Source organism: Kibdelosporangium persicum (assembly GCF_013280595.1).
Classification (GTDB): Bacteria; Actinomycetota; Actinomycetes; order Mycobacteriales; family Pseudonocardiaceae; genus Kibdelosporangium; species Kibdelosporangium persicum.
Genome location: NZ_JAAATY010000008.1, coordinates 272,500 through 296,080 on the forward strand (window position 1 = coordinate 272,500; position 23,581 = coordinate 296,080).

19 protein-coding genes are annotated in these 23,581 nt (G+C 68.2%); 12 read left to right on the top strand and 7 right to left on the bottom strand.

Annotated features, from left to right (window positions below):
* The first annotated feature begins 21 nt into the window (after positions 1-21).
* From GC106_RS17395 to GC106_RS17415, 5 genes are read left to right on the top strand one after another with little or no spacing between them, the layout of a single operon-like run.
* Positions 22-876, top strand: a complete 855-nt coding sequence (locus GC106_RS17395) for an AAA family ATPase (RefSeq protein WP_217280643.1) — start codon at positions 22-24, stop codon at positions 874-876.
* On the top strand, positions 873-2,216 hold the full coding sequence (locus GC106_RS17400; protein ID WP_173131332.1) for a vWA domain-containing protein: 1,344 nt from the start codon (positions 873-875) through the stop codon (positions 2,214-2,216). Before GC106_RS17395 ends, GC106_RS17400 begins: the two co-directional genes overlap by 4 nt.
* The gene (locus tag GC106_RS17405) at positions 2,216-3,283 is read left to right on the top strand and encodes a sensor histidine kinase (RefSeq protein ID WP_173131335.1); all 1,068 of its coding nucleotides are present in this window, start codon (positions 2,216-2,218) and stop codon (positions 3,281-3,283) included. The genes GC106_RS17400 and GC106_RS17405 overlap by 1 nt, the downstream gene beginning before the upstream one ends.
* A gap of 9 nt (positions 3,284-3,292) precedes the next feature.
* Positions 3,293-3,937, top strand: coding sequence for a response regulator transcription factor (locus GC106_RS17410; RefSeq protein ID WP_173131339.1), 645 nt, complete (start codon positions 3,293-3,295; stop codon positions 3,935-3,937).
* Positions 3,938-3,952: 15 nt separating this feature from the next.
* Entirely contained in the window at positions 3,953-4,513 is a 561-nt protein-coding gene (locus GC106_RS17415; protein WP_173131342.1) for a histidine phosphatase family protein, read from the top strand.
* On the opposite strand, the gene GC106_RS17420 is transcribed toward GC106_RS17415, so the two are convergent.
* On the bottom strand, positions 4,485-5,912 hold the full coding sequence (locus GC106_RS17420) for an MFS transporter (RefSeq protein WP_173131345.1): 1,428 nt from the start codon (positions 5,910-5,912) through the stop codon (positions 4,485-4,487). The genes GC106_RS17415 and GC106_RS17420 overlap by 29 nt on opposite strands.
* A 103-nt stretch (positions 5,913-6,015) precedes the next feature.
* On the opposite strand from GC106_RS17420, the gene GC106_RS17425 reads away from it, so the two are divergent.
* On the top strand, positions 6,016-6,900 hold the full coding sequence (locus tag GC106_RS17425; RefSeq protein WP_173131349.1) for a helix-turn-helix transcriptional regulator: 885 nt from the start codon (positions 6,016-6,018) through the stop codon (positions 6,898-6,900).
* Between the two features lie 18 nt (positions 6,901-6,918).
* Positions 6,919-7,812, top strand: a complete 894-nt coding sequence (locus GC106_RS17430) for a LysR family transcriptional regulator (RefSeq protein WP_173131516.1) — start codon at positions 6,919-6,921, stop codon at positions 7,810-7,812.
* 52 nt (positions 7,813-7,864) lie between these two features.
* On the opposite strand, the gene GC106_RS17435 is transcribed toward GC106_RS17430, so the two are convergent.
* From GC106_RS17435 to GC106_RS17445, 3 genes are all read right to left on the bottom strand, one after another.
* Positions 7,865-9,049, bottom strand: coding sequence for a glycine C-acetyltransferase (locus GC106_RS17435; RefSeq protein ID WP_173131519.1), 1,185 nt, complete (start codon positions 9,047-9,049; stop codon positions 7,865-7,867).
* Complete coding sequence (tdh, locus tag GC106_RS17440) at positions 9,049-10,080, bottom strand: L-threonine 3-dehydrogenase (protein ID WP_173131352.1); 1,032 nt, start codon at positions 10,078-10,080, stop codon at positions 9,049-9,051. Before tdh ends, GC106_RS17435 begins: the two co-directional genes overlap by 1 nt.
* A 110-nt stretch (positions 10,081-10,190) precedes the next feature.
* A complete protein-coding gene (locus GC106_RS17445) occupies positions 10,191-13,121 on the bottom strand; it encodes an amidohydrolase family protein (RefSeq protein ID WP_246365959.1) in 2,931 nt (976 codons plus the stop codon).
* Between the two features lie 320 nt (positions 13,122-13,441).
* Between GC106_RS17445 and GC106_RS17450 the strand changes: the two genes are divergently transcribed.
* Positions 13,442-14,098, top strand: a complete 657-nt coding sequence (locus tag GC106_RS17450; protein WP_312872706.1) for a response regulator transcription factor — start codon at positions 13,442-13,444, stop codon at positions 14,096-14,098.
* Between the two features lie 24 nt (positions 14,099-14,122).
* Here GC106_RS17450 and GC106_RS17455 read toward each other — a convergent pair whose 3' ends face one another.
* Positions 14,123-14,626: a hypothetical protein gene (locus tag GC106_RS17455; protein ID WP_173131358.1), complete on the bottom strand. Its 504-nt coding sequence runs from the start codon at positions 14,624-14,626 to the stop codon at positions 14,123-14,125.
* Positions 14,627-15,301: 675 nt separating this feature from the next.
* On the opposite strand from GC106_RS17455, the gene GC106_RS47850 reads away from it, so the two are divergent.
* Positions 15,302-16,030, top strand: coding sequence for a helix-turn-helix transcriptional regulator (locus GC106_RS47850; RefSeq protein ID WP_312872707.1), 729 nt, complete (start codon positions 15,302-15,304; stop codon positions 16,028-16,030).
* Positions 16,031-16,036: 6 nt separating this feature from the next.
* Positions 16,037-16,603 carry a hypothetical protein gene (locus GC106_RS47855; RefSeq protein ID WP_246365962.1) on the top strand — a complete coding sequence of 189 codons (567 nt, stop codon included), beginning with the start codon at positions 16,037-16,039 and terminating at the stop codon, positions 16,601-16,603.
* Positions 16,604-16,691: 88 nt separating this feature from the next.
* Here GC106_RS47855 and lpdA read toward each other — a convergent pair whose 3' ends face one another.
* A complete protein-coding gene (gene lpdA / locus GC106_RS17465; RefSeq protein WP_173131361.1) occupies positions 16,692-18,077 on the bottom strand; it encodes a dihydrolipoyl dehydrogenase in 1,386 nt (461 codons plus the stop codon).
* 57 nt (positions 18,078-18,134) lie between these two features.
* On the opposite strand from lpdA, the gene GC106_RS17470 reads away from it, so the two are divergent.
* The gene (locus GC106_RS17470) at positions 18,135-21,629 is read left to right on the top strand and encodes an AAA family ATPase (RefSeq protein ID WP_173131363.1); all 3,495 of its coding nucleotides are present in this window, start codon (positions 18,135-18,137) and stop codon (positions 21,627-21,629) included.
* Positions 21,630-21,783: 154 nt separating this feature from the next.
* Here the strand turns inward: GC106_RS17470 and GC106_RS49325 are convergent, their stop codons facing one another.
* Positions 21,784-23,184, bottom strand: a complete 1,401-nt coding sequence (locus GC106_RS49325; RefSeq protein ID WP_217280606.1) for a GGDEF domain-containing protein — start codon at positions 23,182-23,184, stop codon at positions 21,784-21,786.
* A gap of 89 nt (positions 23,185-23,273) precedes the next feature.
* Between GC106_RS49325 and GC106_RS17480 the strand changes: the two genes are divergently transcribed.
* Positions 23,274-23,423 (top strand): hypothetical protein, encoded by a 150-nt coding sequence (locus tag GC106_RS17480; protein WP_173131366.1) that lies wholly within the window; start codon positions 23,274-23,276, stop codon positions 23,421-23,423.
* The last annotated feature ends 158 nt before the right edge of the window (positions 23,424-23,581 follow it).

A 23,581-nucleotide genomic window follows, 5' to 3' on the forward strand; every position in this document is an offset into this window, starting at 1 on the left:
TCACTCGGGAGGAAGCCGGTGTTGTTCGACTCTGTGGACGAGGTCGCCCAGCGGCTGGCCGGCGCCGGCTATCTGACGTCGACCGCCATCGCGACCACCGTGTTCCTCGCCGACCGGCTCGGCAAGCCGCTGCTGGTGGAAGGGCCCGCGGGCGTCGGCAAGACCGAGCTGGCGCGCGCGGTGGCCCAGGCGACCGGGTCGCAGCTGGTGCGTCTGCAGTGCTACGAGGGCATCGACGAGGCCCGCGCGCTGTACGAGTGGAACCACGCCAAGCAGCTGCTGCGGATCACCGCCGGGCGTGACGAAGGCTGGCACGAGGCCCGCGCGGACATCTTCACCGAGGAGTTCCTGCTCGCCCGGCCATTACTGACGGCCATTCGCAACGCCGAGCCGACGGTGCTGCTGATCGACGAGACCGACAAGGCCGACGTCGAGATGGAGGGCCTGCTGCTGGAGGTCCTCGGCGACTTCCAGATCACCGTGCCCGAGCTGGGCACGATCACCGCGACCCGCAAGCCGTTCGTGGTGCTCACGTCCAACGCCACCCGCGAGCTGTCCGAGGCGTTGAAGCGCCGTTGCCTGTTCCTGCACATCGACTTCCCGGAAGCCGGCCGCGAGCTGGAGATCGTGCGGATGCAGGTGCCGGAGGTCTCCGAAACCCTGGCCGCATCCCTGGTCCGGGTGATCGGCGCGCTGCGGGCGCTGGAGCTGCGCAAGTCACCGTCGATCGCGGAGACGATCGACTGGGCCCGCACGTTGCTGGCGCTCGGCGCGGACCAGCTGGACGAGTCGATCGTGCACACCACGCTCGGGGTCGTGCTGAAGTACGAGGCCGACCGCAAGCGCGCGGTCGCTGACCTGAAGGTCTTCGGATGAGCGTGCCGGAGCGTCTCGTCTCCTTCGTCGAGGCACTGCGGGAACACTCGATCCTCGCCGGTCCGGGCGAGACGGTCGACGCGGCCCGGGTGCTGGCCGTGCTCGGCATGGACGACCGCGAGCGGGTCCGGGAGGGACTGGCGGCGGCGTTGCTGCGCCGCTCCGGCCAGCGGACGGTGTTCGACCAGGTCTTCGACTTGTACTTCCCCGGTGCGGTGGGTGGCCCAACGGACGAGCCAGGGGATCTGGAGTCGTTGCGCGAACAGCTCGTCCAGGCTCTGGCCGGCGGCTCCGCCCAGCAACAGGCGGCGGTCGCGCAGGCCGCGATCGAGGCGTTCGGGCGGTTCGGCGAGGGCACGCAGGGCGCGGGCGGGTGGTCGGCGTATCAGGCCTTGCAGCGACTGCGGCCGGAGACGTTGCTGGTCAGGGTGTTGGCCGCGCTGCGGGCCGACGATCCCGGGTTCCTCGCGGACGTGCGCCGGGACGAGGTCCGCAGGCAGATCGCCGGGTTCCGGCGGATGGTCGAGACCGAGGCCCGGCGGCGGACCGCCGAACTGCGCGGCCGGGAGTCGGTGGCCCGCAACGCGGTGGCGCCTCCGTCGGACCGGGCCGATTTCCTCACCGCGGGCCGTGCGCAGCTCGCGGATATGCGTCGCGCGATCTATCCGCTGTCCCGAAAACTTGCCACCCGATTGGCCGCACGGCGGCGCCGGGCACGACGCGGCGAGATCGACGTGCGCCGCACGTTGCGCAGATCGATCGCCTACGGTGGCGTGCCCGTCAAGCCTGCCTACCGGCATCACCGGCCTGGCCGTCCGGAGTTGGTGCTGCTGTGCGACATGTCCGGGTCGGTGGCCGGGTTCGCCAACTTCACGCTGCTGCTCACCCAGGCGCTGCGCGACCAGTTCAGCAAGGTCAGGGCGTTCGCGTTCGTGGAGACCACCGACGAGGTCACGCACCTGGTGAAGGCCGGTGCCGAGGACCCGGCCGGGCTGGCCACCCGGATCCACCAGGAAGCCAGGCTGATCCGCTGGGACGGCCACAGCGACTACACGCACGCGCTGCAGGTGTTCGCCGACGAGTACCTCGACGCGATCGGGCCGCGGACCTCGGTGCTGATCCTCGGCGACGGCCGCAACAACGGCGGCGACCCGAACCTCGCCGCGCTGCGCCGGATCGTCGGGAATGCCCGGCGCGCATACTGGCTCAATCCGGAACCGCGACGGTTGTGGTCGACCGGGGACTCCCTCGCGCACGAATACGCCGGTGTCGTCGAGATGCACGAGTGCCGGACCGTGCACCAGCTGTCCGAGCTGATCACGCGGTTGCTGCCGATCTGATGGTCCAGCGTTGGGTGCGGTTGGTCGTCGGTCTGATGCTGGGTGCGTGCCTGGCCGTCGTCGAGGTCCTGTACGTCGCGATCAGGTGGCCACGCAAATGGGCCAGGGCGCTGACGGAAGTGGAACGCCGCAGGTTGGCGCGGTGGCACGGCGTCGAGAGCTCGTCCGACTACGACGACCGCAGCGCGGTGAAGTACCTCGCGCTGAGGGCACTGGTAGGCGGCGTGCTCGGCGGCGGGACGCTGGCGTTGCAGGCGTACGGCGTCGTTGTCGCCGGTCTGGCCGTGATGCAGCTGGTGACGGGGGCCATGCACCCGTCGGGTCTGGCGATGGTCGTCCCGCTTGGCCTCGTCCTGCTGTACGGCAGTCTCCAGGGACTGCTCGGCGTGGCCAGGCTGGAACGGACCCTGGCCCTGCGCTACCTGGGGCCGAGTGAGCAGGAGCTGCTGCGGCGCCGGATCACCGAACTGGCCACCAGCCGGGCCGGGGTGATCGACGCGGTCGACGCGGAACGCCGCCGGATCGAACGGGACCTGCACGACGGCGTCCAGCAGCGGCTCGTCGCGCTGGCCATGCTGCTGGGCCGGACCCGGCGCCGGGCGGTGGCCGACCGCGACGACCTGCTGGCCCAGGCACACGACGAGGCCCAGCAGATCCTCAACGACCTGCGGGACGTGGCGTGGCGCGTCTATCCGACCGTGCTGGACAACCTGGGCCTGGCCGAAGTGCTCGCCGGGGTGGCCGAACGCGCCGGGATTCCTGTGAAGCTGACCTTCACGCTGGAGGGCCGGTTGCCCGCGCAGCTGGAAACGGCGGCGTACTTCGTGGCGTCCGAGGCGGTCACCAACGCGGCCAAGCATTCACACGCCGACCTCGTCACGATCGAAGTCGGCGGCCACGAGAACATGGTGCTCGTGCGGATCACTGACAACGGGATCGGCGGCGCCGACGAGCGCGGGAGCGGCCTGTCCGGCCTGGCCCGCCGGGTGGCCGCGCTGGACGGCCACTTCACCGTGACCAGCCCGGAAGGCGGCCCGACCGTCGTCACCGCCGAACTGCCACTTTAGGAGCGGGCAATGCGGATAGTGCTCGCCGAGGATTCGATCCTGCTGCGCGAAGGCCTGGTCCGGCTGCTGGCCGAGGAAGGTCATGAGGTCGTCGCCGCGGTCGGGGACGGTGTCTCGCTCGTCGAAGCGGTCGCCGCCAAGCAACCGGACGTGTGCGTTGTGGACGTCCGGATGCCGCCGACCCACACCGACGAGGGCCTGCGGGCGGCGTTGGAGATCCGCGAGCGATGGCCGGCTGTGGGTGTGCTCGTGCTGTCGCAGTACGTCGAGAAGCGCTACGCCACCCAGTTGATCACGTCCGACACGGGAGCCGTCGGCTACCTGCTGAAGGACCGGGTCGCTCAGGTCGGCGAGTTCCTCGACGCGCTGGACCGGGTCGGCGCGGGCAACGCGGCCTTCGACCCGGAGGTCGTCCGGCAGCTCCTGGCCCGCACCACGCACACCGATCCGCTGTCGCGCCTGACATCACGCGAGGTAGATGTCCTTGGACAAATGGCGCAGGGTTATACAAATGACAGAATCGCCACGTCGCTGCACATCTCCCGGAGCGCCGTGGAGAAGCACGTGAACTCGATCTTCGACAAGCTCGACCTGCCGCGCAGCACCGGCTACAGCCGCCGGGTGCTGGCCGTGCTCCGGTATCTCGGGACGTAGGTACGGTTGACGCACGTGACCATCTATCTCGCCAGACACGGCCAGACCGCCTACAACGCCGCCGGACGGTTCCAGGGACAGCAGGACATCCCACTCGACGAGGTCGGACTCGTGCAGGCCAAGGAACTGGCCGTCAAGGTCGCCGACCTGGGCCTGGCCGCGCTGTGGTCGAGCCCGCTGGCCAGGGCACGGCAGACCGCGGAGGCGGTGTCGGCCCACATCGGCCTGCCCGTCCGGTTCGACGACCGGCTCAAGGAGACCGACACCGGGATCTGGACCGACCGGCTGGTCAAGGACTTCGCCACCCAGAACCCTGACGGCTACCAGGGATGGATCTCGGGCACGATCGATTTCGGGTTCGAGGGCGGCGAGACGTTCGCCGAGCAGAGCGACCGGGTGATGGCCGCTCTGGCGGAGATCGAACAAGGACCGCGTCCTGCGCTCGTGGTGTGCCACGGCATGTCCATGCGGCTGGCGCTGGCACGGCGCGCTGCCGACAGATTCACCACCAGCACCGGCATTCCCAACGCCGCCGTGGTCGAGTTCCCTAGCGCGGATCAGGCAGCCGGCGGCTGAACAGCGAGACCATCATGGCCACGACGGCCTGGACCGCCATCACCACGGCGAAGGCGTCGCGCATCCCGAGCACGTCCGGTTCGCTGAGCCACAGGAACAACGACCCAAGGGTGGCGACGCCGAGCGCCAGGCTCACTTGTTGGACCGTGACCAGCGAACCGCTCCCGACGCCGGCGCTTTCCACGGGCACCCGCGACAGGACCACCCGGAACAACGTGGTGACCATCAGGCCCTGGCCGAATCCGGTGACCACCATCGCGGGCGCGAGGGTCAGCGCGGTCACGTCAGGCCACGCCAGCAGGACCGTCACGATGCCGATGACCACGCCGCTGCCCTGGATCGCCGCGCCGACGGTGATCACCCCGCGGCCGTGTCGGCTCACCAACCGGCTGGACATGAGCGACGCGATCAGGAAGGACACGGCCATAGGCGCTATGGCGAGGCCAGCCCCGAGCGGCCCGTAATGCAGACCGTCCTGAAAGGTCACCGCAGCGACGAACATGTAGGCGCCGAACCCCATGAAGAACGGGCCACTCAACAGCAGGCCCAATTTGATGCTCGGCATCCGCAGCACGGACGGCGGCAGCAACGCGGTCCGCCCGGCTCGTTCGACGCGCCGCTGCACCACCGCGAGCGCGGCGAACAACACCGGGCTGGCCGCCAGCAGCAGCCACGTCCACAGTGGCCAGCCGATCGCCCGGCCTTCGGTCAACGGCACCAGCAACGCGAACAGGGACACGGCCAGCAACGCCGTTCCGGCGAAGTCCAACGTGGCCGGATTGGCCGACCTGGTCTCCGGGATGCGCCGGGCCAGCACCAGGCCGACCAGTCCGACCGGGACGTTGACCAGGAAGATCGGCCGCCAGCCGGAGCCCGCGATGTCCGCGGCGATCAGGGCGCCGCCCAGCACCTGGCCCAAAACCATGGCCATCCCCGCGTTGGCCCCGTACAGGCCCAACGCCCGGGACCGGCGCTCCCCCGTCGTGGTGGCCTGGATCGTGGACAGGACCTGCGGGAGCATCAACGCGGCCGCCGCGCCCTGCGCGATCCGGGCGCCGACCAGCACACCGGCGGTCGGCGCGAGGCCGCAGGCCAGTGAAGTGATCGTGAACGCCGTGAGGCCGATCTTGAAGAGCCGCTTGCGACCGTAGGTGTCGCCGAGCCGCCCGCCGAGGACCAGCAGGACGCCGTAGGCGATCCCGTACCCCGCGACGACGAGCTCCAGCATGGTGGCGGAGGCGTTCAGGGTGCGGTCGATGGTCGGCAGGGCCACGTTGACGATGAAGAAATCGAGGATCGGCAGGGCCGCGCCGAGCAGGATCGTGATGAGTCCCACCGTCGTCAGCCCGGCCTCGCCAGCCGGCGCCGATGTGGTGCGCCGGAGAGTGGGTGTCGTCATGGCTGCCACGATTCGCCGGACCCATAGCCTGGTACCAGAGCCTGGTTATCCGGGTATCCACACTACCTGGCACCGGGATCACGTGGCGTGCGATCCTGGTGGCATGACCTCGACGCTGCCTGCCGGGACTCGCGATGGCCTGCGGCGACACGAGCTGGCCACGTTCTTGCGCAGCCGCCGGGAGCGGATCAGCCCGGAGGAGGTCGGCCTGCCGCCGGGTGGCCGGCGCCGCACGCCAGGTCTGCGCCGTGAGGAGGTCGCGCAGCTCGCCGGGGTCGGGGTCACCTGGTACACCTGGCTGGAGCAAGGACGCGACATCAAGGCGTCCGACCAGGTGCTGGCGGCGATCGCGGGCACGCTCCGGCTGGATCCCCACGAGCGCGCGCACATGTTCACCCTCGCCGGTTCACCGCAACCGGTGGCGGCCAGCGAATGCGACGCGTTGTCCCCGCAGATGCACATCATCCTGCGCCAGCTGGAGCCGCTGCCCGCGACGGTGCTCAACTCCCGGATGGACATCCTGGGGTCCAACCGGCCGTACATGTGGCTGTACGACCTCGACGCCGTCCCCTTCGAGGACCGCAACGCGATGGTCCTCGCCTTCACGCACCCGACGTGGCGCGCCCGTCTGGTGGACCGCACGGACAACCTGCCGTGGGTGGTCGCCCAGTTCCGGGCGTCGATGGCCGAGCACGTGGGAGACAAACGGTGGAAGTGCCTGGTGACCAAGCTCCGGGCGGAGTCACCGGAGTTCGACACGCTGTGGGACCGCCACGACGTGCGGTGGATCGAGAACGCGACCAAGCGGGTCGACCACCCCGAGGTGGGCAGGCTCGAGTTCGACTACACCAACCTGTGGTTCGGTCCGCGCAGCGAGACCCGGCTGACCACGTACACACCTTCCAATGAGGACACCTGGCGCAAGATCCGCGCCAGGTTCGACGGTTGTCCACAGCCTGGACCGGCCACCGGCCCGGACACCGGCTGAGGATGGAGAATGGGTCGTGTGATCGACCCCCGACGGCTACGAGTGCTGCGAGCTCTGGCGGACCACGGAACAGTGACCGCCGCGGGTGAGGCGCTGCACCTCACGCCGTCCGCCGTTTCGCAGCAGCTGGCCGCGCTGGAATCCGAGACCGGGCAGGAGTTGCTGCGCCGGCGCGGCCGGCGCGTGTCGCTGACGCCCGTCGGCGAACTGCTCGTCCAACACGCCAACGCGGTCGCGGCGGAGCTGGAACGCGCCCAGGCCACGCTCGCGTCGTTCGCCACGGGAACCAGGGGGCGCGTCGAACTGGCCAGCTTCGCGTCGGCCATCACGCAGGTGGTCGCGCCCGCGGTCCGCAAACTCCGGTTCTTCGCGCCCGACATCACCGTGGTCGTCCGCGACGCCGAGGGGCACGCGAGCGTGCCGCTGTTGCTGGACGGCGAGATCGACATCGCCATCACCGAGGACAGCCGGCAGGGACCGCGGACCGACGACCCCCGGCTGATCCGGTACCCGCTGTACACCGAGCCGTTCGACGTGGTCCTCCCGGAGCGCCACCACCTCGCCCGCAGCAAGGCGATCACCCTCAAGGACCTCGGCGAGGACGAGGACTGGATCGCGCCGTTGCCCGGCAACCCGTGCCGCGACGTCGTGGAGGTCGCCGGGAACAACCCCCGGATCACGCATACTTCGGACGATTTCAGCGCGATCGTGGCCCTGGTCTCGGCCGGTGCGGGTGTCGCGTTGGTGCCGCGCAACGCCTTCACCCAGACCCGTGGGGCTGTCCGCATCCCGATCGCGGAGGCGCCACCCGAGCGCCGCGTGTTTGTCGCCGTGCGCCGCGGCAGCGACCAACATCCCCTGTACAGCAAGGTTTTGGGCGCCTTGCTGGAGGCGGCCAAGGGCGAGGTGTAGCGAAGGTCTGCTTCATAGGCGCCGCCGCCTATGAAGCAGAACCACACAGCGATCAGGCGTCAAGTTTTGCCCGTGCCGCAACAAAAGCGTCGACCGCCCGGTTGACGTCGTCGGTGGAGTGCGCCGCCGACATCTGGGTGCGAATCCGGGCCTTGCCGTGCGGGACGACCGGGTACGAGAAGCCGATCACGTAGATCCCCTGCTCCAGCAACAGGTCCGCGAGCCGGCCCGCCAGCGCGGCGTCGCCGATCATCACCGGGATGATCGGGTGCTCGCCCGGCAGCAGGTCGAAGCCCTCCTCGGTCATCCGCGTCCGGAACAGGGTGGTGTTCTCACGCAGCCTCGTCAGCAGCTCACCCGACGAGCTGAGCAACTCCAACGCGGCCAACGACGCGGCCGTGATGGACGGCGCCAACGAGTTCGAGAACAGGTACGGGCGTGAGCGCTGGCGCAGCATCTCGACGATCTCCGCGCGCCCGGAGACGTAACCACCGCTGGCGCCGCCAAGGGCCTTGCCCAGCGTGCCGGTCATGACGTCCACCCGGTCGGTCACGCCGAACAGTTCGGGCGTGCCGCGACCGGTCGGGCCGGTGAAGCCCACGGCGTGCGAGTCGTCGACCATGACAAGCGCGTCGTACCGTTCGGCCAGGTCGCAAATGTGGTCCAGGGGCGCGAGATAGCCGTCCATGGAGAACACGCCGTCGGTCGCGATGAGCCGGTACCGGGCGTCGGCGGCGTCCTTGAGCTGGCGCTCCAGGTCGTCCATGTCCCGGTTCTTGTAGCGGTACCGGCGGGCCTTGCACAGCCGGACACCGTCGATGATCGACGCGTGGTTGAGCTCGTCGGAGATCACCGCATCCTGGTCGGTCAGCAGCGTCTCGAACAGCCCGCCGTTGGCGTCGAAGCAGGAGCTGTAGAGAATCGTGTCGTCGGTGCCGAGGAACTCGGAGAGCTTGGCCTCCAGCTGCTTGTGCGGCTGCTGGGTACCGCAGATGAACCGGACCGAGGCCATCCCGAAGCCCCACTCGTCCAGCGCGTTCTTCGCCGCCTCGATCAGCGCCGGGTGGTCGGCCAGGCCGAGGTAGTTGTTGGCGCAGAAATTGAGCACCTCGTCGCCGGTGCCGACCCGCACGGCCGCCCGCTGCGGGGTGCCGATCACCCGCTCCGCCTTGTACAGACCCGCCGCACGGATCTCGTCCAGCCCGGCCCGCAGGTCGTCGCGCATCGCGCCGTACATCAGATCTCCGTCCAATCCAGAATGATCTTGCCGCAGTCACCGCTCCTGGCCGTCGCGAAGGCCAGGTCGAACTCGTGCGCCCGATACCGGTGGGTGATCACCGGGGTCAGGTCGAGACCGGCTTGCAGCAGCACCGACATCGAATACCAGGTCTCGAACATCTCCCGGCCGTAGATGCCCTTGATGTGCAGCATCTTGAGCACGACCGCGCTGAAGTCGACCGGGAACTCCGCGGCGGGCAGGCCGAGCAGCGCGATCCGGCCGCCGTGCGCCATGTTGGCGATCATGTCGCGCATCGCGCTGGGCTGGCCGGACATCTCCATGCCGATGTCGAAGCCCTCGGACATGCCCAGCTCGGCCTGCGCGTCGGCGATCGAGGTATGGCGCACGTTCAGAGCCAGGTCCACGCCGACCCGTTTGGCCAGCTCGAGCCGGTGGTCGCTGACGTCGGTGATGGCGATGTTGCGGGCGCCGGCGTGCCGGGCGACGGCCGCGGCCATGATCCCGATCGGGCCCGCACCGGTGATCAGCACGTCCTCGCCGATGACCGGGAACGACAGCGCGGTGTGCACGGCGTTGCCGAACGGGTCGAAAATCGCGGCCACGTCCAGGTCGACCGGATTGCGGTGCACCCAGACGTTCTGCTCCGGCAGCACGGCGTACTCCGCGAAGGCGCCGTTGCTGTGTACGCCCAGGCCACGGGTGTTGGCGCACAAATGGCGCCTGCCGGCCTTGCAGTTGCGGCACGTGCCGCAGACCAGATGGCCCTCTCCGCTGACCAGGTCACCGACCTGCACGACGGTGACGGCCGCGCCGGTCTCGACGACCTCGCCCGCGAACTCGTGGCCGGCCACCAGCGGCGTCCGGATGGTCTTCGCGGCCCAGTCGTCCCAGGCGTCGATGTGCAGGTCCGTGCCACAGATCCCGGTGCGCAGCACACGCACCACGACGTCGTTCGGGCCTGGTTCGGGGTCTGGGACGTCGGTGAACTCCAGGCCCGGGCCCTCGACCAGCTTGACGAGTGCCTTCATGCGGGCAGTGTGGACCCGGGCCTGTTGTGCAGTCCATCAGGACTTTCTGAAGTCCTTTGTTAGCGCAGCTGGAATAGCCGCATTGTTGGACGTGACCTGCCGATGCCCTCTCAGTGGTCACAGCAGATGTGGGTCGCCCATTCGGGTTCGTGCCACCAGTGCTGCTGCTTGGCCGACGCCCTCGCGGGCAGGACCGCGTTGACCACCCGGCTGCTCGCCGGTGCCTGGCTCCGGAAAGGCGCCATCAGTTCGTCGACGGTTCGCTGCACGCCGCCCACGACCGTACGCCGCACGGCAGCCGCCGCCTTGATGTCGGTCAACGGGTTGCCGTCCACCAGCGCCAGGTCCGCGAACGCGCCACGCTTGAGCACGCCGATCCGGTTCTCCAGGCCGAGCCACACCGCCGGGTTGCGCGTCGCGGTGATCAACGCCTCGCGCGGTGTGAAGCCGTACTTCACCATCGCGCGGAGGTTCTGGTGCAACGACACGGCCACGTTGTCCAGCGGCGCGTCCGTCCCGCAGATCACCAGCCCGCCGCCACGATGCACCCGCAGCACCATGTCGACGTTCGCGGCGAGCGCCTGCGGCGTCGGCGCGCCCGGTGTGCCGATCGCGTTGATATCACTCGCCAGCCGCTCGTACTCCCACTGCGGGAAGAGCACCTTGGTCCGTTCGTCGGTGAACAGCGACTTGTCCTCGGCGTAGAGAACCTTGGAGTTGAACAAGGTCGGCGTCAGCGACATACCCGATCGGGTGAAAAGCGTGACCGCGTCCTGATACGCCCGGCCGATCCGGCTGACCGTGTGCGAATAGCCGAGCCGGTTGGTCGCCCCGGTGTGTTCCATCCCGTCCATACCGATGTTCGCCGCCGGGTACAGATAGTGCGACGACAGCGGGATACCGGCGGCGTGCGCGGCGCGGATGACTGTCTGCTGGTACTCCACTGGTAGTCGCACATACGTCTTGACCATGTCGTAGCCGAGCGCGACGGCCCTCGACAACTCGAGGTCCAATTGCTTGCGGGACAACGTGGGCCGCATGAAGTTGTAGTAGACCCGCGACCCGTCGATCGCCTCGCCCGTGGCCAGGAATCGCGGCCCGACCCGGCTGCCGGATTCCAGCGCCTCCCGCGTCTCCACCATCTGGTAAGCCGGGTCACCGGGTGATCGCGTCGTCGTGATGCCGTACGCGAGCCACAGCCGGCCCTGCCTGTCGCCCCATGCACGGCCACGCAAATGCCAATGCACATGCGCGTCGACCAGGCCCGGCATGGCGACGAGCTTGCTGGCGTCGACTGTTTCGGAGCCACGGCGATGCGGCCTGATCTCCGCGATACGGCCGTCCTCGATGACGATGTCGACGTCGTCGCGCAACCGCTCGGATTCACCGTCCCACACCGCGCCCGCGTGGATGATCGACCGCTCCGGCGGCCGGGGACGGCGCCAGGTCGCCGCGAGCCGGACAGTGCGCGGGCGTCCGCCGCTGATCTTGACCACCCGCAGTTGCCCGTTCGACAGGTACACCAACGCGTCGGACCTTTGCCAGGCAAGGGAATCGGTGACCTCGTGGGTGACCTGCCTCGGGTCGCCGATCATCTTGCCCGTGGCGTCGACCGGCGCGATCCACGCGACGCTTTCCACGACAAAGGCAAGGTACCTGCCATCCGGCGACCACAGTGGACCGTCGTCGCCGCGGGTGGCGAGCGAACGGAACGGCATCGGTTCGGCGTAACGGAGCTCGCTCGTGCGCAGGTTGACGGTGAGGATCTGGCTTGTGCCCTCACGGAAACGCCGTGAGAACGGCTTGACGGCCGCGACTGCGATCACGTTGCCGTCCGGCGACCAGCTCGGCCTGCCGGGCATGAACAGCGCCGGGGTGATCTGCTGGACGGCGCCGGTGGCGACCTCCAGCGTCCACAGTGCACCATCCTGGTCGATGTACGCGACGCGCCGCCCGTCCGGCGACCATCGCGGCATCGTCTGCGCCCCGGGCAACGACGTCAGGACCTTGTCCGTGCCGCTGGCCAGATCCCGCAGCCACAGGTCCGCGGTGCCCAGCCGGTCGCTGATGTACAGCAGGCTCCTGCCGTCCGGTGAGAAGTCCGGGTCGGAGTTGAAGTACTGGTCGCTGACGATCCGCTTCGGCACTCCCCCAGTGCTCGGGACCAGGTACAGCGCGTTCAGGGCGCGGTAGGCGATCTGCGAGCCGTCCGGCGACACGACCGGGCTGGCGATACCGCGGACCGGCTGCGGCGCGGGCGAATCGAGGTCGCGGACCCGGCGCCGGTAGTCCCGCCGCACGACGGAAACGCTTGCCTCGATGGGGACATCGCGGACCGCGGCGCCCGAACGGACCCGGATGCGGCCGTCGGCGACGTACCAGACGTCCTGGCCCGTCCAGGTGGCCGCGAACCCGAAGACGTCCTCGCCGGTGGTCACCTGCTGGTCACCGAGCATCAGGCTGGCGTCCGGCCCACGCAGCCGCATGTAGCTGGGGGTTTGGCCGTCCGGCCCGAAACCCGGGCCGTAGAACCGGTCGATGCCGGTCGCCGTGACCAGCCGCGTCCGCTCGCCGGTCGCCAGCGTCACGGTGTCGATGGCGGTGTCGTTGACGGTGAAGATGAGGCGTTGCCCGTCGGGCGACCACCTGGGCATGGCTTCCTCGTCCGGTGTGGTGGTCACAGCCGTGAGGGTTCCGGAAGCCAAGTCGAGCAGCCAGATGCCGTAGCTGCCGTCGCGGTCACTGCTGAACGCCAGGCGTTTGCCGTCCGGCGAGAACACCGGTTCGCGGTGGTCGAAGGCTCCGCTGGTCAGCTTGCGCGGCGTACCACCGTCGGCGTCGATGACATAGAGGTGGAAGTTGCCGTCGCGATACGACTGGAACACGAGCTTTCGGCCGTCCGGCGACCAGGCCGGCTGGGTCGCGTCCTGGAAGTCGTCGGTCAGCCTTCTCGCCCGTCCGCCGGTCGCCGGCAGCACCCAGATGCCGGTGACCAGATCGATCGCGATCCGCTTGCCGTCCGGGGACAGCGCCGCGGACATGTTCGTACCTTCGCGTAAGACGACCTGCCCCGCGGCCGTCTCGGGTTCGGCGACCGCCGTCGTCGCCCCGGTAATCGTCAGACCCGCTGCTACTTGGCCGCTTCGGTAAAGAAGTTCCCGCCGGGAAAGTGCCTCTGGTGACATATTTACCTCCCAGCGGGCCACTATGCCGCGCCGGAACACCGGAGTCCATCGCTGATCGCCACACGGTGAGCACATCCCGTGACCATCCCGCTAAGCTCGGAGGGCCACAGGGAGGTGGGCATGCGATACACAGTGGACGGGGAGCACGTTCCGGGCGGTGCGGGCAGGATGGAAACGTGAACCCGAAAGCTGCGCCGCGGCTGCTGATCGTGGCCGACGACGAAGTGCTCGTCACCCGCCTGGGCGAATTGCTCGACGGAGCCGGATACCAGTACGAGGTCGATCCGACAATGGGCAAGGCCCTGGACTCGTACTATGACGTGTTGATCGTCGACCGGTCCGAGGAAAACCTCGAGACCCTCGCCCAGCTGCGCCGCAAAGCGGTCACCGCGCGGGCGCTCGTGCTTTCGGCGATCGGTTCCGACAAGGACCAGTCCGACGCGATGGCCGCGGGCGCGGACGACTACCTGCCCAAGCCCTTCCTGCCCGCGCGACTGCTCGCGAAAATCCGCGGCCTGCTTCGACGGCACATCGACAACGCCGAGACAATCCCGTTCGGCCGCGCACAACTCGACGTCCGCCGTTATGAGGTCGTCCTGCCCCGGGGCAAGCGGGTCTCGTTGTCGGTCCGGGAATTCGACCTGCTGCGCACGCTGGTGGCCCGGCCGACGGTGATCTACCCGAAAGCGGAGTTGCGCAACCGCGTATTCGGCACCGATGCCAGCGAATCCACCGTGGACACGTACGTGTATTACCTGCGCAAGAAACTGGGCCAGGGAGTCGTGCGTTCGGTTTATCGCCTCGGCTACAAAGCCGGTGCGATCGCCCCGTGACCAGGACCGATCGCGGCCGCCTGGTCACGGAGCACAACCGGCCAGCTCGCTCGGCGGAATCAGCGTGCAGTCGCCCAACTGCCTGACCAGGCTGAAAGCTTGGACCCAGCCGATTCTGGGGTGACCGAAGGCGAAGACGTCATTGGCGGCTCGCACCGGCCCGTCATCGCCCCGGACAAAAAGCGTGCCTCGTACGCCGACCAAAGGACACTCTCGTGCCCGGATGACCGCCGCGCCCCGGCGCAGCTTGGGGCACAGCCGGACCGAAACCTCGACGCAGCGCGGACATACCGGTGGCTCAGCGTTGGCCATGGCGTTCGGCCACCCCGGCCAGTCCTCACGGAAGTCAGGCAGCAGCCACAGGGTTCCGGCCGCGGTCTGATCAGCCGGTCCTCCGCACACCTGGCACAACAGCCGCCGCATGGCCCTGCGCTGCCGCAGCGAATGAACTTCGCCGAATTCCGGTCGCCCTTCGCCGGGACGGGAAGCCGCGCGAATCCACAGGACACCGCGAGAATCGCGATCCATGACCGTCTCATCGGCATAACCGATACCGCCTCTGGCCCGGCAGATCAGTTCACCGGAACGGTCCTGTTCAGCGGACCATGCCGTCACATACGGAACAGTGATACGATTTGGCTCGATTTCCTTGGTGTTCGATGGCATGGCTACCTGTTGATCTCGTGAAGGTGTCATCAAGGAGTACACGCTCTCAATAGCTGTCAGACTTCACTGGTCGACGATCTCTACGTCCGCAACGGCGAACAGGCGAGTACCGACATGATCGATATCCACAGGGAACAGGAGGCCGTTCCAGTCCCATTCATAGAGGGCGACGGTTCCAAACCTGTAGTGACCTCGGATCTCGTGCTTGGTTTTGACCCTCGCGCCCGGGTAGGGGCGACCATTGGTGGGTTGAGGCTTGGTGCGGCCAGGTGCGCCCACAACCGCGGTGGGGCTTGATGATGTGCACTGGACTGCCATGAGTGTTCCTGTCCGGGTCGAGTTTCTTTACTGGTTCGATTCGACCTGGTGAAACTGCGAGTGGGCGATGTTGTGGACGTGATCATCACTGCGGGGTTCACAAGCTGGTCAACTGACACGGCTACCCTGGTTGGGTCGGTGACCAGGGCATCTACCGTTATCCGGGCGGTGTGAGAAGTGGGCCATGAATCGGAGACCATCACTCGAACGCGTCGCGAGGTGGGTGAGCGGCTCGCCACCTTCCGTACCGCTGCCGGACTGACCCAGGCGGAATTGGCTGCCCGGGTGAGCTGTGACCGCACAACTCTTACCCACCTGGAGAACGGCCGCCCTGGCGGCACGGTGGAACTGTGGGGCGCGCTGGATACCGCCCTAGCCGCTGACGGCATGCTGATCACCAGCTACATGGGCCTACAAGCCTTGATCAAGGCGGAGCAGCACCAACAGCAGCAGACCCGCGCGGTTGAGGCTCAGGCACGCGTGGCTGGGCTGCGTCAGGCCCGCAGCAGCGGTCTTACCGACGAGCTGACCATGGCGGCTTCACGCGCGGAGTTGACGGTGGATGAGCTCGCCGATGATGAGCTGGCGGCCGTGGAACTCGCCCGCCGGATCACGGCCAGTGATGTGTCAGACGAAACGCTCACTCGCCTGGAGACCGCATTCGATGACCTTGCCACGTCCTACCCCAAGGCGGACCCGCCCGCGTTGCTCGGACGGTTGCGGCTCTATCTTTCCTATGCGGCAAAACTGGCCGACCACAAAGCCACCCTTTCCCAGAAGCGGCGTTTGGTCACTGTCGCCGGATGGTTGTCATTGCTCGCCGCGACTGTGCACATCGACCTGAAACAACGACACGCGGCCACTGCGCGGCTGAAGACAGCAGCCGAGCTGGCCCGTGAAGCCGAGCATGACGAGATTCGCGCCTGGTGCTATGAGACCGAAGCCTAGCGCGTGTTGACCGACGGGAACTACCTGCTCGCGGTGGAGCTTTCGCAAGCAGCACAAAGACTCGCCCCGCAAGGGTCGTCAGTGTTGATCCAGTCGACCATGCAAGAAGGACGCGCACGCGCACGCCTCGGTCAGCATGAAGCCACATACGCCGCAGTCACCCGCGTCCACGGCTACGTGTCCAACCTGCCGCGCCCAACCCGCCCAGAACATCATTACCGATACGACCCGGACAAAGCGATCGCTTATACCGCGACAACTCTTGCTTGGGCAGGTGACCCAGCAGCCGAAACCTATGCCCGGGAAACCATCACCAGGCTCGCCCCGTCGGGCGACACCAGCACTTGGCCCCGCCGCGTCGCCAGCGCCAAACTCGACCTGGCCCTCACGCTCCTGATCACAGATCAATTCGACGAAGCCTGCCACGCCACACAACAAGCACTTGAATCCGGCCGCGTCGTACCGTCCAACCGCTGGCGGGCTGCCGAGGTCATCAAAGCTGTGGAGCAAAAACACATGCCCGAAGCCACGGAGCTCAAAGAGGCATACCAGCAGCTTGAAAACGCACAATAGAACGGCGCGGATCGCCGTCAGGTGGGGAACAAAAGGTAAGCCGGTGCGCACGTGGCGTTTGCACCGGCTTCACTCGGATGGGTGTACTTCAGAAGTTGATCATGTGACCGGCGAGGCCGTGGATGGCCTCCTTGACGGCTTCACCCAGCGTGGGGTGGGCGTGCACGTTCCTGGCGACCTCGGTGACGGTCAGGTCCCACTGCTGGGCCAGGGTCAGCTCCGGCAGCAGTTCCGTGACGTCCGGGCCGATCAGGTGCGCGCCGATGATCTCACCGTACTTCGCGTCGGACAGGATCTTGACGAACCCGGCGCTGTCGCCGAGACCGTGTGCCTTTCCATTGGCGGTGAACGGGAACTTGGCCACCTTCACGTCGAAACCGCGTTCGCGCGCCTGCGCCTCGGTCCAGCCGAAGCTGGCGATCTGCGGCTGGCAGTAGGTCGCACGCGGGATCATCACGAAGTCCAGCTCCATGGTCTCCGCGCCGGCGATCGTCTCGGCCGCCACGATGCCCATCGACTCGGACGCGTGCGCCAGCATCAGCTTCGCCGTCACGTCACCGATCGCGAAGATATGCGGCACGTTGGTGCGGCCACGGGAGTCGATCTCGATCGCGCCGCGGTCGGTCACCCGCACGCCGGTGTTCTCCAGGCCGTAGCCCTCGACGTTCGGCTGGAACCCGATGGCCTGCAGCACCTTGTCCGCTTCGAGGACCTGCTGCTTGCCGTCCTTGGACACAGTGACCCGCACGCCGTCACCGGTCTCCTCGATGCCCTCGACGCGGGTCGAGGTGAGCACGTCGATGCCCAGCCTGCGGTAGCGCTTGAACAGCTCGGCGGAGACCTCTTCGTCCTCCAGCGGGACCATCCGGTCGAGAAACTCGACGATGGTGACCTTCACGCCGTAGTTGTGCAGCACGTACGCGAACTCCACACCGATCGCACCGGCACCGGCGATCACGATGCTCTGCGGCACGTCCTCAGCGAGGATCTGCTCCTCGTAGGTCACCACGCGGTCGCTTTTGGATGTTCCGGGCAGCAGCCGCGGCTTCGCGCCCGCCGCGATGACGCAGTGGTCGAACGTGATCCGTTCGCCGTCGACCTCGATGGTGTTGGCGTCGACGAACGTGCCCCGGCCGTGCACCTCGGTGATGCCGTTCTTCTTCATCAGGAAGTGCACGCCCTTGACGCGGCCGTCGGCCACCTTGCGGCTGCGGCGGAACGCCTCGCCGTAGTCCAGGCTGACCGTGCCGTCGACCTGGATGCCGTACGCTTTGGCTTCCTTGGTGAAGATGTGCGCCAGTTCGGCGTTGCGCAGCAGCGCCTTCGACGGGATGCAGCCGACGTTGAGGCATACTCCGCCCCAGTAGCGCTCCTCGACGACGGCCGTCTTCAGGCCCAGCTGTGCCGAACGGATCGCGGCGACGTAGCCGCCGACACCGGCCCCCAGGACGACGACATCGAAATGTGTGGTCATGTCCTCAGCCTATGCCGGGCCGATTAGGGTGTCCGAACCGACGAGAGGGGGCTCACGATGGGACGTCCGCGACTGCCCGACCACCTGGAGATACTGCTCAGCGACGAACCCGTCGTGGACTTGTACGCGCACGGCCCGTGGCGCGTGCCGGACGGCCTGCTGGAGGAGATCGCCGAGCGCGCCCGCGTGCTCAACAACGACCCGCGAGTGGCCGAACTGCCCTACAACCTGACTGACTTCTACGGCCAGCAGGCCACTGTCGTCGGCGCCGAACTGTGGTGCATCGTCCCGTACCTGTCCGGGATCGCGGCCATCCGCGGCGGCAACCGCGCGGACCTGGAAGCGGAGCTGCTCAACGCGTTCCGCGGTGAACAGCTCCCGGTCAACCGTGATCCGGCCTGGTTCTCCGCGCGGACCAACAAGTTCCGGCCGCCCGGCGACTGGCTGATCACGGCGGCAGGCGACGATCCGGCCAAACGGGAGCTGGCCTACCAGCTGGCGCGGGAGTGCCTGGACGTCTTCGCCGGGATCGAGCCGTTCGAGCGGCGCCGCCAGGCCGCCATCAAGCTGTACGAGCTGCCCAAACCCGAAGAGGAGAGCGGCACGCCGTACGGCAACCTCGTCAACGTCTGGGCTCGCGCGGCCACTGACGAGATCCTCGCCGACCTGCCCGAGCTGGCCGGGACCGTGAACTACCTGGAGTGGGTGGTCTCCGGGTTCGTCGCGGCGCACGACCGGCTCCGCGCGGCGATCTCCGGCTGGGAGGCCGCGGCCGCCGTCGCGTGCCTGCTGCAGCAGGCGGGTGTCTGGGAGAGCCCGGCCGAGTTCGCCGTGTTCACCGACACGACCCTGTACGAGAACGTCAAGAAATACATCAGCCAGCCGTTCGCCGAGAGCTGGGCGACCGAGGTCCGGGCGTGGCTGGCCCGTGGCCTGATCGAGGGCGAGGCGGACGCGTGCCGGGCCTGGCTGGACATGGGGATGCGCCTGGAGGCCTGTTTCCGTGGCCTGCCGGAGGGGCCGAATTCGGCGGGCACGCTGCTGCCGGTGACCAGCTTCCAGCGGGCCGTCCGTGACCTGTTCAGGCGGCGTCCGCTGGTCAACCCGCTGGAACGGAAGTTCACGGTGGTCACGCGTGCGGCCCAGGAACAGCCGGTGCCCGCCCGGCCGGAGTTCTCTCTGGTGGGCCAGCCCGAACTGGCCTCGGCGATCCGGGATCTGCGGGTGGACCGGCCGAGTGAGCAGCGCCGGATCCGCTTGCTGGTCGCGGGCCCGGACGCGACCGGACGCCGCACAGCCGTGAGCGCGTTGATCCAGAACCTGGTGGACAACCGCGTTGTGGCCGGCGCGCGCTGGATTTCCGACCCGATCTACACGACGCTCGACGCCAGCAACGCGCTGCAGCAGCTGAACCGGGATGTCCGTGAGTGCATCGCCGAACGAAACGTGCTCGTCCTCGACGGCCTCGACCGGATCGTCGGCATCGACCGGTGCGGCACGGCGGTGGCCGAAGAACTGCGCCGCAGCCTCAAACGGCACCCGGAGCTGCACGTCATCGCGGTCTGCGGGCTTGGCGGCGACACCAGGCTGTTCGACACGAACCCGGCGCTCTACCAGCTCTTCCGGGTGGCCAGGACCCACGAGTTCACCGACAAGCAGTACGCCGAACTGCTCAAGCGGGCGGTCGCCCGGCGAGGTGCGTCGATCAGCCGTGCGGTCAGTCTCGCGGCCGGTGTCCTGCTCACCCGCACTCCCCCGCTGTTGAACCTGCGTGGCGCTCGCCTGGTGGAGCACCTCGCCGAGCAGTCGGTCCTCGCGGCGCGCAAACGGGCCAAGGTCGGGCCGTCCCGGTCGGTTGGCGTGACCGAGGCCGATCTGCCGCGCCAACTGGTGCCCGGGGACGTCGCCGGGTCCGACCCGCAGGCCGAGCTGGACTCGTGCGTGGGCCTGGAGAAGATCAAGCGGGAGCTGGCGCTGCTGGTGGCCGAAGAGAAGGCGCACCGGATGCGCCGCGAGGCCGGGATGGTCGTCGACGACCGGGCCCGGCACATGGTGTTCACCGGCCCGCCCGGCACCGGCAAGACGATGGTGGCGCGAATTCTCGGCCGCATGTTCGCGGCGACCGGGGTGCTGTCGTCCGGGCACATCGTGGTGGTCGACCGGGCCGACCTGGTGCACGGCGAAGGCTGGGAGATCGGGCCGCGGGTCCGGCGGCTGGTGGACCGGGCCGTCGGCGGCGTGCTGTGCGTCGAGTCGGCGCACGAGCTGCAGCCGAGCGACGACGACTGGCGCAACCGGGAGACCGTCAACGCGTTGGTGGCCGCTGTGCAGAGCCACGGCAAGGATCTCGTGGTCGTGCTGACCGGGCCGGACGCGGGCGTCAACGGGCTGCTGAAGTCCGAGCCGGACCTGGCCGCGTTCTTCCCGTCCGTGCTGCGGTTCCCGCCGTTGACCGAGGACAGCTTCGTGGCGCTGTTCGAGGCGAAGGCCGAAGCGGCCGGGTTCACCTTGCGGGACGGTGTCGTGCAGAAGGTCCGGAGCCTGGTGAAGTCCACGCCGACCGGCAACGCCCGGATGGCGATCGGGCTGCTCGAACGAGCCATCGCCCGGCAGGCCCGGCGGGTGCTGGCCGACGACGTGGTCGGCGAGGACGAGTCGCTGCACGAGATCCTGGCCGAGGACGTCCCCGACACGCTGGCCACCACGTCGTGGGTGGAGCTGCCGAACGACCCGCTGTCGGAGATCGACAAGCTGATCGGGCTGGACTCGGTCAAGCACGAGGTCCGGCTGCTGGTGGCCGAGGCCAAGGCAGACCGGATGCGCCGCGAGGCAGGCATCCCCCTGGCCGCGCCGACGCGCCACCTGGTCTTCACCGGCAGCCCGGGTACCGCGAAGACGACCATGGCCCGGCTGCTCGCGGCCGTCTACGCCAAACTCGGCCTGCTGTCGTCCGGGCATCTGGTCGAGGTCTCCCGCGGTGACCTGATCGGCGAGTACCTCGGGCAGACGGCGCCCAAGGTGCGGGCGGCGGTGGCCAAGGCGCTCGGCGGTGTGTTGTTCATCGACGAGGCCTATTCGTTGACGGAGGCCTGGTACGACGACTACGGCTCGGAGGCGATCGCGGAGCTGATCAAGCTGATGGAGGAGCACCGCGAGGACTTGGTCGTCATCGTGGCCGGGTACGACGGCAAGATGGCCAAGTTCATGGACAAGAACCCGGGTCTGGCGTCGCGGTTCCCGACCAAGCTGCGGTTCCCGGACTACAGCGACGACGAGCTGGTCGCGATCTTCAAGGCGATGACCGCGAAGGCCGGCTACGAGCTGCACCCCGACGTGATCCCGGCGGTCCGCGAGTTGCTCAGGCGCACGCCCCGGGGCGAGTCCTTCGGCAACGGCCGGTTCGTCCGCAACGTGTTCGACCGGGCGGTGGCTCTCCAGGGCCACCGGATCACCAGCAGCGCCGAGTCACCCGAGGTCCGGCTGCTGCTCGCCGAGGACCTGCCGAAGTCCCAGGACACCGGGCACGATGTGCCAACTGGCCAATACCTCTGACATGTGTACAAAAGGACCGGCTGTCTCCCGATCGTCAACCGCATACACCATATGTCCAACCCGTCGGACATATGGACAACTGTCGCTCCTGAGCCCAGGGTATGCGCCACTTGGCCAACGCTTAGGACACTTGGACAACCCGAGTTACACCTGGTCAGGAGGGAATGTCCGTCCGACGGCGCAGTGGGCGCGCCTGTAAGGGGATGGCTGATGGGATGACGTCCGCAGCCGGGGCCGTCGCGCCGTTGTCGCTGGGAGTGGCCAGGCAGATCTGGTTGCGACCGGCCTCCTTGGCGGCGAGCAGTGCCGCGTCCGCCGCCAGGACCAGGCGATCGGTATCCACACCGGAGTCCGGGTAGACGGCCGCGCCCATGGACACCCTGATGCCGTCGAGGACAAGGGTCTTGCCGGTCTTGGCGTGCGTGATGGACACCGGCGTGTGCGCCAGACGCAGCCGGATGCGTTCGCCGACCGACAGCAGTTCGGTACTGGACGTGCCGGGAAGCACGACCGCGAGTTCGTCGCCGCCCCATCTCGCGGCCAGGTCGCCGCGGCGGATCTCGGAGCGGACCACCCGGACGACCGCCTGGAGCGCCTGGTCACCCGCTGGGTGGCCGTAGCTGTTGTTGATCTCGCTGAACTTGTCGACGTCCATCATCAACACGCCGACGTTGCCGCCGACCAACTCGGCGCGCCGCAACTCGGCACCGACCACCTGGGACCAGAACGTCGGCGCGGCCAGCCCGGTCTTGTCGTCGGTCCGGGCCTGACGTTGGTACTGCGGCAGCAGCAGGTCGCGGTGGAGCGCCAGCACGGTGACCATCAGCACGGGCACAACCCACGGGTTGGACGCCTCCAAGGCGCCGACCGCGATACCGAGGCCGAGTGCGGCGGCCACCACGAGCTGGTCGGACAGGTCACCGAGGGCTCGCCGGGCGGTGGCCTCCGGGGAGGACAAGAGGATCGCGCCGACGACCATGGCGTAGTTGATCAGCCACCACGTCGCGGCCGCGGCGATCACGATGACCAGCGACCACGGTCCGACCGGGACACGTGGCGCGCTCTCCAGGCCACCGGCCCGCAGCACCGCCGAGGCGCAGGTGCTGGCCAGGATGAACGTGGCCGCGGAGAAGATCTTGCGATGCCAGACGAACTGGCCGTAGACCCGCGCCCAGCAGAACCCGTAGGCGATCACCACGAGCGCGACTACAAGCGGTAACGGCAGTAGAAGCACCCCGGTGAACACCCAGAGTGACTTCAGGTTGGTGTACGGGACGCCTTCGACGGCGACCTCGCGCCTGCGTTCGATGCTCCGCGCCGCCTCGAGGTGCAGCAACGATGCCGTGGCCAGCACCGCGAACCACACCCATTCGGTGCGGCTCACGCTCACATGCAGGCTCGCCATCACTGTGACCAGGACCGCGACCAGGTCCGTGACCAGCACATACGCCAACGCGGCTGGTGGAAGCGAGAAGAGACGCCACTTTCGGGGCGAGACCCAGCGCAGCCTGGGGTTCACACTCATCACCAGGCCCGTATCAGCAACGCGGGTCACCCGGTGAACGGTAATCGGCTAGGACACCCGATGTCTTTCGGCCAGTCGGGGGTCTTGCACCGATCCGATGTGTACAGAGAGGAACGACCATGAGCGGCAACGAGTGGGTCCAGCGCGGGAACGAGTGGTTCGCGGGCAACGAGTGGTTCGCAGGGAACGAATGGTTCACCGGCAACGAGTGGTTCGCGGGAAACGAATGGTTCACCGGCAACGAGTGGCTCTTCCAGGCCGCCTGCTGATGCGAGCCCAGGGGGTGGCGGGCTCGCCCTCGCTGAGCCCGCCACCTCGGCGCCGCCGCATGCTGGTCGCGGCCGGCGCCATCGCCATAGAGACGTGGGCGTGCGCCGTGCGTTGACCGGCGATGGTCCCTCAGGTCCGAAGATCGGACGCGCAGGGC

Bases quoted from the DNA above. Each gene is read 5' to 3' on its own strand.
- GC106_RS17405 (WP_173131335.1), top strand. From the start codon at position 2,216: ATGGTCCAGCGTTGGGTGCGGTTGGTCGTCGGTCTGATGCTGGGTGCG.
- GC106_RS17400 (WP_173131332.1), top strand. From the start codon at position 873: ATGAGCGTGCCGGAGCGTCTCGTCTCCTTCGTCGAGGCACTGCGGGAA.
- GC106_RS17435 (WP_173131519.1), bottom strand. From the start codon at position 9,049: ATGTACGGCGCGATGCGCGACGACCTGCGGGCCGGGCTGGACGAGATC.
- GC106_RS17470 (WP_173131363.1), top strand. From the start codon at position 18,135: ATGGGACGTCCGCGACTGCCCGACCACCTGGAGATACTGCTCAGCGAC.
- tdh (WP_173131352.1), bottom strand. From the start codon at position 10,080: ATGAAGGCACTCGTCAAGCTGGTCGAGGGCCCGGGCCTGGAGTTCACC.
- GC106_RS17455 (WP_173131358.1), bottom strand. From the start codon at position 14,626: ATGGATCGCGATTCTCGCGGTGTCCTGTGGATTCGCGCGGCTTCCCGT.
- lpdA (WP_173131361.1), bottom strand. From the start codon at position 18,077: ATGACCACACATTTCGATGTCGTCGTCCTGGGGGCCGGTGTCGGCGGC.
- GC106_RS17420 (WP_173131345.1), bottom strand. From the start codon at position 5,912: ATGACGACACCCACTCTCCGGCGCACCACATCGGCGCCGGCTGGCGAG.
- GC106_RS17410 (WP_173131339.1), top strand. From the start codon at position 3,293: ATGCGGATAGTGCTCGCCGAGGATTCGATCCTGCTGCGCGAAGGCCTG.
- GC106_RS17480 (WP_173131366.1), top strand. From the start codon at position 23,274: ATGAGCGGCAACGAGTGGGTCCAGCGCGGGAACGAGTGGTTCGCGGGC.
- GC106_RS17445 (WP_246365959.1), bottom strand. From the start codon at position 13,121: ATGTCCGCGGCGCTGTCCCCGGACGGCAAGCGGATCGCGATCGATCTG.
- GC106_RS17425 (WP_173131349.1), top strand. From the start codon at position 6,016: ATGACCTCGACGCTGCCTGCCGGGACTCGCGATGGCCTGCGGCGACAC.